Here is a 12557-nt window from a genome sequence, read left to right as displayed (position 1 = left end):
CCCCAATCCCCAATCCAAAATCCAAAATCCAAAATCCCCAATCCCCAATCCAAAATCCAAAATCCAAAATCCAAAATCCAAAATCCAAAATCCAAAATCCCCAATAAACTTGTATCTGGGCATAGACTTTGGTACATCGGGTGCAAGGGCTACAGTCATTGACAAAGAAACTTGTATCCAGTTTGAGGGACGCTATCCCTTTGATATGTATAATGCCTTTGACCTAGCAAATTGCTGGAAAGAAGCTTTATTTAACCTACTCGAACAAATTCCACAGGAGTTAAGGCAAGACGTGAGAGCGATCGCAATTAATGGTACCTCTTCTACAGTCTTATTGTGCGACAGCGAAGGTCAACCTGTGGATACACCACTGTTGTACAACGATGCACGGGGAGCGCTCGTGATGGAAGAACTAAAAGCGAGCGCACCTCCCAATCATACAGTTTTAAGTGCCACTTCCAGCCTTGCCAAACTTTTATGGATGTTACAATTGCCAGCTTTTGTAGAAGCAACACACTTCCTGCATCAAGCAGATTGGCTGGCATTTCTTTTACACGGGCAATTGGGCATTAGCGATTACCATAATGCATTAAAGTTGGGTTATGACGTAGAAAAGTTAGAATATCCCGACTGGCTGAAACAATTGCAACTGAAAGTGTACTTACCAAAAGTTATCGCTCCAGGTACACCCATTGCAGAACTGCGTGCTGACATTGCAGATAAGTTAGGTTTTCCTCGCGATTGTGTAGTTTGTGCGGGTACAACTGATAGTATTGCAGCTTTTCTTGCCAGTGGAGCAACACTCCCAGGTGAAGCAGTGACTTCTCTGGGATCGACACTGGTACTCAAACTGTTAAGCCGAACTCGTGTAGATGATGCAAGATACGGAATTTACAGCCACCGCTTGGGGGATTTGTGGCTGACGGGAGGTGCTTCTAATACGGGAGGTGCAGTCCTTAAGCAATTTTTTACCAGTGCGGAGTTAGAAAGCCTCAGCCAAGAGATTGATGGGTTGAAAGCAAGTCAGCTGGATTACTATCCGTTATTAAAGCCGGGGGAGAGATTTCCAATAAATAACCCAAATTTGTCTGGGCGATTGGAACCGCGTCCCGATAGTCAGGTAGAATTTTTGCATGGATTATTAGAAAGCATTGCTCGGATAGAAGCACGGGGATATGAGTTGTTGCAGGAATTGGGGGCTGATAAGTTAACTCGTGTTTATACGGCTGGGGGTGGTGCGAGGAATCGTGTTTGGCGGGTTATTAGAGGGCGTCTTTTACAGGTACCCATTGAGCATTCTGTGAATGCAGAGGCGGCTTTTGGAACTGCTTTGTTAGCAATGCAGGGAATTTCATCCGATTTTGGATTTTAGATTTTCGATTTTGGATTTCTCTCGTTTCTCTCGTTCCCAGGCTGAGCCTCTCTCGTTCTCTCGTTCCCAGGCTGAGCCTGGGAATGCATGGTTGGGAGGCTCCGCCTCCTGTATAATTTAGTACATCAATACATTTATTGACACAGCTACTGTTGAGAGGTGATGAAAAAAAACCTTACTAGGCGCACCAGAGAGCAGATAAAAAGCAGAAGATTGCAAGTAGGAAGGTATAAGCCATGCTAAATTTCAATCATTCCATTCGTATGGTTAATAAGGATATAGGAAAGGTTAGAGTGCAAGTGAAACTCACCAATGCTGTTGATGAAATCTTAGTCGATCGCGGATTATTAAATCCAAATCAGTTGCGCGTGTGGGAGACACAAGCACTTGTAGATACTGGTGCTGTACGTACCGTGTTACCAATGGAAATAGTGGAAAAATTAGGTTTGAAGATTCGCTCTCAGCAGATAGCAAAGTATCCTGATGGGAGACAAGAACCAGTTGGATTGACTGAACCTGTGATTATTGAGATAGAGGGACGCGAAACAACAGAAGCGACTTTAGTCTCAGGGGATGAGGTGTTAATCGGTCAAACAGTATTGGAATCTTTAGATTTGTATGTAGATTGCAAGATTCAAAGATTAATTCCAAATCCAGAACATCCAGAATATCCTGTATTGAGAATTTAGTTTTGTAAGTATATATAGCAATCCTAAATCATTTGTGAAAAATTTTAAGTACTGTAGTAGGTAGGGCAATGCCCACCGCTAGTATTACGTGGTAGGCATTGCCCACCCTACGTGTTTGCAAATCAAATAGGATTGCTATAGTCCTACGATAAATTGTTGGCATATCTATACAACTGTCGTTACGTCATGATTCTTGCTTGGCAAGAATGTACTGACGCTATAGCGGCTCGCTTTAGGCTATTTTAGAAGTAATAACAAGTGCATTAAGACCATTTTGGTTTTAGTAGCTAATATTATGCTTTAACAAAAGTACAGGTTCTACAAAATATTTTATGTACAATTACAGAGAAAAGTTACTGAAGGCATTGAAAGAAAACGCTCCTCATATTGAAACTATTACAATTTTATACGAACTGTTAATGGATGGAGTCACGCAAAACCGCTTATCTAGTATGTGGAGTCCTTTTGGCTTCTCAATAATGTGTCTAAATCCTCCTACATCTACCGATATTGTCCGTCTTCATATATGGCTCTCAAATTTCCGTCCAAAGCAAGTCCCTGATTGGCCAATACATTTTCATTCTTGGACATTACATAGCAAGATTTTGTGTGGCAGCATCACCAATCATATATATAACGTTCAACCCAATTGCGATCGCGATCGGGAACTGTACCAAGCACAGTATATCAATACGAACTCTTCTTCAGTTGAAGCTACTGGTATAAGAGTCTCTTGTGAATTGATAAACAGCGAAACATATTATCCCGGTCAAAGTTATTTTGTCAAGCCTGGGCAGTATCATTCTGTTGATGCTGGAGAAAATATGTTATGTGCAACTCTTGTTTTAATGACTGATAATAACAATGATGTTCCTTGTATTGTTGGGGAAATTAACCATAAGAAAAATTATGTCTATGAAAGAGAAATGTTAGACGATGAGAAAACTCTTAAAATTATTGGCGAATTGACTTCAAAACTTTCTCATATGTATTTTTGAAAAATTAACCTTGTGTGTGAAGAGTTTGTGGCTCACGCAAAGTCGCAAAGGCGCAAAGTCACAAAGCAAAGGTTAAAAAACTCTAAATTTTGATTTGGCGATTGTGTACTTCTAGTTTGTTAAATGATAATCTTTTACTGTTAAGCTCTTGGTTGCAGCATATAGACGGTTTTGGAATTGGGCGTCATTTACAAGTAGGAAAGCATCATGTTAAGGATTCTGTCCTTTTGGTACGAAATTATCCCAGCAGGAACTGAAGATAATACATGATATTCTTTTTCACTGGGAGGAAAGCTTGACAAAAACCTGAATGCGATCGCAGCGAAGAATGACTGACACGCATTTGTGTTTAGGTGTGCATCAGTAAATAAGTGCATAAGTTCATGGCTCGTGACTTTATAAAGTCTAGATGCGGAAGGAGTTATGTCTGAAAGCAAGCAGAATAGGGGTGCAAGTACTTAAGCCAAAAAATATGTGGAAAAATCATGGTAATTTTTAATACTAGTGTTTTCCCTAGGTAATTTGAGAAGGAAAATTGCATGACATTAACTGGTAAACAACGCGAACAACTAAAAGACGCTTTAATTAGTGCGTTTCCGGATAAGAATAAACTCGAACAAATGGTATCTTATAAACTCGACGAAAACCTAGATGCGATCGCCGGAGGAAATAACTTAGTAGATATTGTTTATGCATTGATTAAGACAGCAGAGTCTGGGGGATGGGTTGAGAAACTGATTAGAGGTGCTCGTGAGTTAAATCGTGGAAACTCAAAATTATTGGATTTTGAGCGGGAGTTCTTCAAGGAACAATCTGAGGGAAATTCGCAACAAGACAAAGAGGATTTGAGAAAAGAGGAAAATTCTCCAGTCTCCCCAACGCCTGATTCTCGCCAAGCAGTACCAGTACCAAAACAAAAACAACCTCAGCAGCGTTGGGCTTTCCTTGTGGGAGTGAATAAGTATAATGACTCTAACTTTGGACAATTGAAGTTTTGTGTTAACGATGTGTTGGCGTTAGAGAAAATTCTGACACAGCTTGGCTATGTGGTGAAGTGTCTTCACGACGAGCGCAACTGGGATGATGCTTTGTTTCCCACTCGCGATAATGTGGAAGCAAGATTGAAGGAGATGTGTAAAGCAGTTAGAGAAAACGATTTACTTTGGGTGCATTTTGCTTGTCACGGAACGCGAGTCGAGAGAGAAGCTTCTAAGAAGGAACCTGTTTTAATTATGAGAGATACCCAGTATTCCTTAATGGAGAAACGGGCTTTACCTGTTGCTGAAGTAGAGGAATATATGAGGAAGAGTGAAGCGCAACAGCTAGTTCTTACATTAGATGCTTGTCATACTGGGGTAGAGATGGGGAGGAGTATCGCCGATCCGGAATTTATCAAAAATGTGTATGAATCAGCTGAAGGTTTTGCACTCCTTGCTGCAAGTACCGCTCAACAAGTTGCGTGGGAGGACAAAGAACACGGAGTCTTTACTTACTATTTGTTAGACGGGCTTTCCGGTAAAGGCGATCGCATGGAGAAAAATTTTGTGACTGTGGACGATCTCAAGAATCATGTACTGGATGGGTTGCGTCGTTGGAATTTTGAAAACCATAGAAATCAAGAACCAACAGCCCGTACTGAAGGCTTTGGGGATATGATTTTAGCAGATTATCAGGATGGAAAGCTGGCGATCGAAAAGAATCGAGAACCTGAATTGGACACGATTGTGAACATTCAGAAGACTAATGAGGGCGGTTCTACTTCACGTCCTTTGAGCAAAGCTGCTGCTCTCAAAAAAGAAAATTTGGAGAAGCGTTTAGCGAACTTGAAAGAGGAATATACTTTAGCCAACGATCAAATAAACATCACAAACAATGCAGTTGAGCGCAATCGGCTTCAAAAACAAGCTGATGATTTATACAGACAAATGGAGAAAATTGAAAGCGAAATAAATCAAATAGGTGAATCAATTTAATGAATAGGGCTTACGCACTGTACAGATTAACCATTATATGTTTCAGACTTGTAGGGGCGCAACGCCTTGCGCCCCTACGGTGGGTGATGTTGGCTCTCATTCGGCGAAAAATCAGACTTTAAGATGCCAAAAAAATCGCGTTATATCTGACGATTTCTGTCAACAGCTTCAAATGAGTGCATAAGTTAATGGTTAATGACTTTAGAAAGTATATATGAAGGAAACCTGTCCGAAAACAAGCAGAATGGAGGTGTAATTACTTACACAGAACGGCAAAGTATAAAAACATATTTTTTAAATATATCTTTATATTTTTCTAAGTCATTCGAGTAGGAAAATTGCATGAAATTGATTGGCGGACAAAAGAAACAACTACAAGATGCTTTGATTAGCGCGTTTCCAGATAAGAATAAAGTCGAACAACTAGTAAGCTCTACTCCACCTCATTCGACGAAATCTCCTGCTCTCAAAAAAGAAAATTTGGAGAAGCGTTTAGCGCAATTGAAAGAGGAATATACTTTAGCCAACGAGCAAATAGACATAACAAACAATAAAGTTGATTGCCATCGGCTTCAAAAACAAGCTGATGATTTATACAGACAAATGGAGAAAATTGACAGCGAACTAAATCAAATAGATAAATTAAATATAACAGACATTATTAATTTGATTGAAACAGCAGAAGCTGAGGGGCGGGTTGAGCCACTGATTGAAGGTGCCAGTAAGTTAAATCCTGATAACGCAAAATTGAAAGAATTTATCAAACAATATTATTCTATCTCTGAGCTATTTAATATCCTTACTCCTCTAGAGAAAAAATTCATGCATGAAATGACACAAGCTTATCGTGCTTGTCGTAATAAAGGCTATGAAGATTGGGAAGATTCTACTGATACCTTGGAACAAATTTTAACTTATCTTATGGAGATGCCTGAAGCAAATGCTCCTTTCAGTCCTATTGTACAATTTGTAGCGCAATTCTTACTTCTGCTAGAAGACAAGCTTCCTCAAAAAGCTACAGATGAATTAAGAAATTGGGGAGCAAACAAAGAAGATAATTTTCAGATTTTCTTAAATCAGTTAAACAATAAAAATAGGGTAAGTAGGACAGCAAAAGATACACCATCGCCAACATACCTACTCATTCGGTTAGAAGAAAGTCCGTCTGGTGAAAAACAAAAACAAAAACAATATTTTATGTCAGCTTGGTTCTTCATTCCTGACGAGTGTAGTTCTCAAGCAGGTATTAATAAAAATCAATATGATAGATATCGATTAGACATTACCGATGAACAACAAAAATTGTCTTTAAAAGAAATTCCTGAATTCATAGAAAATTTAATTTTTCAAATTAATAAAAAAATATATAAAATAGCAAAACAGTCTTTAATGATAATGTTATTTTTGCCTTTACAGACAATTATTAAAGAACGTATCGATTGTATGCCAATTCCTAAAATCCGAAATTCTTCGCTTGGTTCTGAGTATCAAATACTTTTTCGCAATAACGATCGCGTCAATAAGTTTGGAGATGATTGGGAGCGTAAATGGGCATTGGTGGAAAAAGATGTACATTCAACTGACAATACTATTTTGTATGAAGAATGCCAAGAGGAATTAATAGAATCACTTATGAACATAAGAAACAATGACAAGCTTGTGTGTGTAAAATTAATTCAACCTCCATCTCAAACAATTATGAGTATGATTGAGAGGGAATCAATACCAGTAATAGTTTGGTTAAGAAAAACTATAGAAAACAGTAGATATCAACAAGAGCTACAAGACTTGAAGACAGGTAAAATTGCTGAATTACCCAAACGTGTGCAAGAAAAACGGTTTGCAGCTATTAAAGCAGCTATTAAAGATAAAACAAAACAGCATATTGGACATCATCTTACCCTACTATGGGAAAATCCCTATATCTTACCGCCTGATGCTAACTTCCAATATAAAATAGCTGAATAGACAACACCATGAACTCTTGGAAAATCTTTAAAGGAACGCCTGAAAACCCTCACGACGAAATTAAACGTCTTCCTCCGCCTCCTAATTGGCGCAAGTTTGATGAAAAAACACGAGGTACAACCTATACAGTCAGAAGTGAAGAAATCGATCTCGTGAATGCAGCATTGTATTTGCGTCGCCCCTTGTTGGTAACGGGAAAACCAGGGACGGGAAAAACTTCTCTAGCTTATGCTGTGGCTGCGGAATTACAACTGGGTGAGGTGTTGCGTTGGAATATTACAACTCGCTCTACTTTACAGGAAGGTCTTTATCGCTATGATGCTATTGGTAGATTACAAGATTCTCAACGCAACTCAAAGGACAATGAAGATAATTTAGCTGAAATTGGTAAGTATATTCAATTGGGTGCATTAGGAACGGCGTTGCTTCCTTCAAAAACTCCCAGAGTCTTATTGATTGATGAAATAGATAAAAGCGATATAGATTTACCCAATGATTTGCTAAATATTTTTGAGGAGGGTAATTTTGAAATTCCTGAACTAACAAGAATCGCTAGTAAACAACCAGAAATTATTGTTCAAACTGACGATAAGGAGGATGATAAAGAAGGTAAGAAAAAAACTGCACCCATTGAAAGAGGAAAGGTACAGTGTCAGGCGTTTCCCTTTGTCATACTGACTAGCAATGGCGAACGAGAATTTCCTCCGGCTTTTCTCCGTCGTTGTTTGAGATTAGATTTACCAGAACCAACAAAGGAGGAATTAGAAGTCATTGTTAGGGCACATTTAGGGGATAATATTACTGAACGAGCAGAAGCGCTCGTTGAGAAGTTTGTAAAACGACGGAAGAAGGGCGAGTTGGCAACAGATCAATTACTTAATGCAATTTATCTGTTAACCAAGACGGCTGATAAAGGCGACTCTCCGATGCTTGATTTGTCAGATGATAAGAAAACCTTGATGAACCAAGTGTTACGCTATCTAAACAGTACGGAAGGTTATGATTGAGAAAGCGATCGCTATTCTAAAAAAGGTAAACTCTAATCTCACTGCTCGCGAGATAGCGGAAATTCTCTGGTTGGCGGCTCATATAAAAGAAGAATCAGAACAATCGCAACCGCCATCGGCTGGTACGCAACAAAAATTACCAACACCAGACAAACCAACAACTCCAAAATCAGAACCTCAAGCAGAAACTCCCACTGTCTCAGAACCATCAGAACCTAGCGTTCAGGTTTATCTTCCTTCTCGTACCTCACGCTCAACAACGGCGACATCAACTAACCAGGGAACTTCTATCAAAGTACCTGCAGCGATCGCACTGAGAAATTCGCTAGAGTTAGGGCGTGCTATTCGTCCTTTGATGCGGAAATTTCCATCTCCTACAGAGAAGATACTCGATGAAGAAGCCACTGTTCGACGCATTGCGGAAGAAAAAATTTGGACGCCAGTTCTAAAACCAGCCCCCCAGAGATGGTTAGAATTAGCGTTGGTGGTTGAGCAAACCCGTTCAACGGCGATTTGGAAACAGACGATTACCGAACTCGAACGACTTTTAAAACATCACGGTGCGTTTCGAGATGTCCGAAGTTGGGAATTGAGGATAACAAGGAAGGAAGTATCAGAAAATAGTGAGACACAACTATTTGCTCGAGATAGTTCTGAAAATTATAGTTCTACTCCCCATCATCCCAAAGAATTGGTCGATCCAAAAGGTCGGCGTTTAATTCTGCTAGTCAGTGATTGTATATCCCCTGCTTGGCGAGAGAAGTTCATTTATCCGGTGCTAGAGTTATGGGGACGCAATGGGTTGTTGACTGTTCTTCAGTTACTTCCCGAACGACTTTGGGACAGAACAGCTTTAGCATCGGAAATTCCCGTTCAACTGCGTTCTCTAATTCCTGGAGTTTTCAACTCCCGACTTATTGTGGAAAGTTGGGATGAAGATGAAATAGAAGATGATTTTACAGATGATGTCCAACAAGACAAACAGATAATCCAAAATCCAAAATCTAAAATCCCAAATTCTATCCCCGTTCCCATCATTACTTTAGAACCAGAACCTCTGCTAGTTTGGTCGCGGGTAATAACGGGTTGTGGGAACATAGGAACAGTAGGGTTCAAGTTTTCTTCCCCTGAAAATCGAGTTCTGTCTCGTGAAACTCAACCAGCTTCAGAGCAAAGCGAAACTCAACTGAGTGCATCAGCCCTAGTCAATCGATTTCGCGCCACCGCTTCTCCCATTGCTCGTCGGTTAGCTGGATTAATAGCAGCTGCTCCTGTTAGTTTATCGGTAGTAAACCTAATTCAACAAACCCTGCTTAAAGAATCACAACAGATTCATCTGGCTGAGGTGTTTATGAGTGGGTTGCTCAAATCCAGCCAAGACAAGAATCCTGGGTACGTTGAGTACGAGTTTATTGATGGGATTAGGGAGTTACTGCTGGAATCTGTACCCGTAAGTAAGGCTAATTCAGTTCTTGAGAAAGTCTCTGAGTTTATCGCTGAAAGACTTGGTTTGTCAGTACGGGATTTTGAAGCAGTTTTACAAAATCCTTTATCCCAAGCTAGAGATAATTTAGCAAGCAAAATTCGTCCCTTTGCAGAACTCAAAGTGAAAGTTTTGCGTCAGTTAGGTGGAGTACACGCTCAATTAGCTGACGAATTAGAGAAAAATTTACAAAAAGGCAAAGAGGAATTAGTAGCAGATACAAGTTCTCAAGCCTTATCAACTTTTAACTTTAAGTTTGTTACCGTCAACCCTCACGGCGAAATTCTTATAGAAGAAATCAAACAAGCTCAATACTTTGCTGAAAACTTGGGTAAGAAGATTACCCTAGATATGGTTTATATACCTGGTGGTACTTTTACTATGGGCGCACCAGAAGATGAGGAAGGAAGTACAGACAATGAACGCCCGCAACATCAAGTTACTATCAAGCCTTTCTTTATGGGTAAATATCCAGTTACTCAAGCACAATGGAAAGCCGTTGCTGCATTACCCAAAGTTGAACGAGATCTCAAAGCCAATCCATCTCGGTTTAAAGGTGACAATCGACCTGTTGAACGAGTTTCATGGTATGATTGTGTAGAGTTCTGCGATCGCTTGTCCAAATACACGAAAAAAGCATACCGTCTACCAAGTGAAGCTAAGTGGGAATATGCTTGTCGAGCAGGTACAACGACTCCGTTTCATTTTGGCGAGAAAATCTCGACCCACCTAGCAAACTATGGGGATGAAGGAATTTACGGAGAAACTGCACTAGTTGGGAGTTTTGGTGTAGCCAACGCTTTTGGGTTATACGATATGCACGGGCAAGTATGGGAATGGTGTGCTGACCATTGGCATAATAATTATGAAGGAGCACCTACGAATGGTGAAGCATGGATCAATCAAAAAGAGCATGATAATCAAAAAAGAACACTGCGCGGTGGTTCGTGGAACTTCCATCCTAAGTATTGTCGTTCTGCTTGTCGCTACTACGGCTACCCAGTCAGCGACTACAACCCTTTCGGTTTTCGAGTTGTGAGCGTTGTGTTGCCGAGAACTCCTAGCCCTTGACACTTGGGTACTTTTGCCCTCGGCTTTTCTTTTCTTAGCACTTGGTGAGCATATTAGAGTGGAGCGAGCTAAAACTTTTTTTTAACAATTCAACTACATAAATATAGTATATCATGTAAATTCTAGTCTGTAAGTTTTGCTTGAAATTTTCTTAAATTAGAATGCATCAATAGCAAGCAATGGCAGCCAAAGACGTATTCCATGATGTAGTAAAACATGCCCTGGAGAAAGAGGGTTGACTCATCACACACGACCCCTTCTTTTTGCGTTTTGGTGGTTTGGATATGTACATTGACCTTGGTGCAGAGAAAATTTTAGCAGCCGAACGGAATGAAGAAAAAATCGCTGTCGAAGTCAAAAGCTTTGTCGCTCCATCTGCTACAACTGAATTTAGTACCGCTTTAGGGCAGTTTCTTAAATATCAACTAGCACTTGAAGAGGAACACCCAGGAAGACTTTTATACTTAGCAGTTCCTTGGGATACTTATCGTTCCTTTTTTACCTTAGAACTACCAAAGTTGAACTGAACTTAGATAAACCGAAAACAGTATGGGTAGTAACAAGAGAAGTAGAGATATCACAACTCGTGGGAAAGCGAAATATTGCTATCGTTATGAATGCTGTATCTTCCTGTGAAGCGACGGATATTGACTATTTTATCACTAATGTTTCTACACCAATTGTTTCGCCTGAGTGGATAGTTAATACCTATTCTCAAAGAAATTGGGTGGAAGTTTTTTATAGAGAAGCACTCGTGTTGGCTAGGGCTAAAAGAATATCAAGTTCGAGATAAAGTAAGTTTACTTCGACATTTCCAGCGTGGTTTTTTGTGCATATACTTTTATTCTTTCGCATCAAATAACAGGGGGGTTGAGACGAAGAAGGGCTGACAAACCTTTGAATACCTTTACCTACGCAGAGAGAGCTTTTAGAACAGCTATGTCTTATCGTTTCTTTGATTGGTTAACCTATAATCGTGACGTGTTTGCCGCTTACAAAGCTAGTTTAGGCTACATTTGGGCTTAATTTTTGTTTAAGTCCCACTAAAAAAGCCTACCGTGTACACACAAGTTAGATTTACCCCCCTTCGTCCCCCCTTGGAAAGCTATGCATTACCCGCATCTTTCTTAACAATCGCCAAACTGTGATGGAGAAAGGGTTTTTTGAGATAAGCCGTTGAAGGGGGTTGACAAAAATCTATTGATGTGAGATTGCGGTGTGCGTGTTTATAGGTTGTGATGACAATCAATTGATAGCGGTAAAGCTTGTGATGGTAATTGAGTCCTGAGCCAATGAAAGTAGGCGTGTTTTGTCGTGCCGTTAGGTGGTCTTTGTAAATAGAAATTGGGGAATCGCAAAAGACTTAAAATGACCTCGCCCATAAGACTCAGGAAAAGAGATTGCAACCGCGCCGTCGGGGCGATCGTTAACTTGAACGCCAGCAGAAAAAGGGGGAAAGAGCACGAGCAAGTTTGAGTCGAAAAAAGAGATTGCAACCGCGCCGTCGGTTGGGGCGATCGTTAACTTGAACGCCAGCAGAAAAAAGGGAAAATATGAGAAAATTGAGGTGGTGTTCATCGGGGGTTACCCTTGAAAACGACATCCGGAATTATCAACTCAGGTTTCTCCCAATTTTTGGCGTCAGAAATTTGGATTGGGAATAGAATTGAAGATGTATTTTTCAGCAACTGATTCCCGGAAATTAAATGGTGGAAGAATGGTGGTTAAATAGCTTCCAAGTAGCTGCAATATCGTGCAGTCTTTTGAAACCACGCCAAATGGTTTTGACACCCGGTTCTCCATCACTTTTTCGCCCTAAAAAACCCCCAAGTTTTGCAATCATTCTCACAGCTTCAGCTAGGGAGGGTGGTGTTTGCGGTGGATGAGGATTTTGCGAAATAGTCACACATGCGGGTTTGCCATTCATGGGGTTCTAAAACTGTACTGCAAGAAGTTTGTGGATGGACTCGTGCTTCATAGGTGAGCCAGAGTAAAC

The 12557-nt window shown here is 40.2% G+C and carries 9 protein-coding genes and 2 pseudogenes; 9 read left to right on the top strand and 2 right to left on the bottom strand.

Annotated elements, in window-relative coordinates:
- Window positions 1-103 precede the first annotated feature (103 nt).
- The 9 genes and pseudogenes from F7734_RS57465 to F7734_RS57425 form a co-directional block, all read left to right on the top strand.
- Window positions 104-1372 carry an FGGY-family carbohydrate kinase gene (locus tag F7734_RS57465; protein WP_166482792.1) on the top strand — a complete coding sequence of 423 codons (1269 nt, stop codon included), beginning with the start codon at window positions 104-106 and terminating at the stop codon, window positions 1370-1372.
- A 236-nt stretch (window positions 1373-1608) separates the two neighbouring features.
- Window positions 1609-2061: a retroviral-like aspartic protease family protein gene (locus F7734_RS57460; RefSeq protein ID WP_155753082.1), complete on the top strand. Its 453-nt coding sequence runs from the start codon at window positions 1609-1611 to the stop codon at window positions 2059-2061.
- Window positions 2062-2393: 332 nt separating this feature from the next.
- The gene (locus F7734_RS57455; protein WP_155753081.1) at window positions 2394-3059 is read left to right on the top strand and encodes a hypothetical protein; all 666 of its coding nucleotides are present in this window, start codon (window positions 2394-2396) and stop codon (window positions 3057-3059) included.
- Between the two features lie 539 nt (window positions 3060-3598).
- Entirely contained in the window at window positions 3599-5032 is a 1434-nt protein-coding gene (locus F7734_RS57450; RefSeq protein WP_155753080.1) for an effector-associated domain EAD1-containing protein, read from the top strand.
- A gap of 342 nt (window positions 5033-5374) precedes the next feature.
- The gene (locus F7734_RS57445) at window positions 5375-7000 is read left to right on the top strand and encodes an effector-associated domain EAD1-containing protein (protein ID WP_155753079.1); all 1626 of its coding nucleotides are present in this window, start codon (window positions 5375-5377) and stop codon (window positions 6998-7000) included.
- A gap of 8 nt (window positions 7001-7008) precedes the next feature.
- Window positions 7009-8007, top strand: coding sequence for a MoxR family ATPase (locus F7734_RS57440; RefSeq protein WP_155753078.1), 999 nt, complete (start codon window positions 7009-7011; stop codon window positions 8005-8007).
- Window positions 8000-10561, top strand: a complete 2562-nt coding sequence (locus F7734_RS57435; protein WP_155753077.1) for a formylglycine-generating enzyme family protein — start codon at window positions 8000-8002, stop codon at window positions 10559-10561. The genes F7734_RS57440 and F7734_RS57435 overlap by 8 nt, the downstream gene beginning before the upstream one ends.
- A gap of 284 nt (window positions 10562-10845) precedes the next feature.
- Window positions 10846-11088, top strand: coding sequence for a XisH family protein (locus F7734_RS57430; protein ID WP_243147611.1), 243 nt, complete (start codon window positions 10846-10848; stop codon window positions 11086-11088).
- Window positions 11076-11587: pseudogene (locus tag F7734_RS57425) on the top strand (IS701 family transposase); the annotation flags it as partial. The gene F7734_RS57430 and the pseudogene F7734_RS57425, both read left to right, overlap by 13 nt.
- 294 nt (window positions 11588-11881) lie before the next feature.
- Here F7734_RS57425 and F7734_RS57420 read toward each other — a convergent pair.
- Complete coding sequence (locus F7734_RS57420) at window positions 11882-12139, bottom strand: hypothetical protein (RefSeq protein ID WP_155753076.1); 258 nt, start codon at window positions 12137-12139, stop codon at window positions 11882-11884.
- A 124-nt stretch (window positions 12140-12263) separates the two neighbouring features.
- Window positions 12264-12557, bottom strand: a pseudogene (locus F7734_RS64875) (IS4 family transposase); the annotation flags it as partial.

This window comes from Scytonema sp. UIC 10036, from assembly GCF_009725235.1.
Note: the sequence above shows the minus strand (reverse complement) of the source record. Positions and strands in the feature narration are given on the sequence as shown.

Coding starts and splice junctions, on each gene's coding strand:
- F7734_RS57435 (WP_155753077.1), top strand. CDS start 8,000: ATGATTGAGAAAGCGATCGCTATTCTAAAAAAGGTAAACTCTAATCTC.
- F7734_RS57420 (WP_155753076.1), bottom strand. CDS start 12,139: ATGAACACCACCTCAATTTTCTCATATTTTCCCTTTTTTCTGCTGGCG.
- F7734_RS57455 (WP_155753081.1), top strand. CDS start 2,394: ATGTACAATTACAGAGAAAAGTTACTGAAGGCATTGAAAGAAAACGCT.
- F7734_RS57460 (WP_155753082.1), top strand. CDS start 1,609: ATGCTAAATTTCAATCATTCCATTCGTATGGTTAATAAGGATATAGGA.
- F7734_RS57450 (WP_155753080.1), top strand. CDS start 3,599: ATGACATTAACTGGTAAACAACGCGAACAACTAAAAGACGCTTTAATT.
- F7734_RS57430 (WP_243147611.1), top strand. CDS start 10,846: ATGTACATTGACCTTGGTGCAGAGAAAATTTTAGCAGCCGAACGGAAT.
- F7734_RS57445 (WP_155753079.1), top strand. CDS start 5,375: ATGAAATTGATTGGCGGACAAAAGAAACAACTACAAGATGCTTTGATT.
- F7734_RS57440 (WP_155753078.1), top strand. CDS start 7,009: ATGAACTCTTGGAAAATCTTTAAAGGAACGCCTGAAAACCCTCACGAC.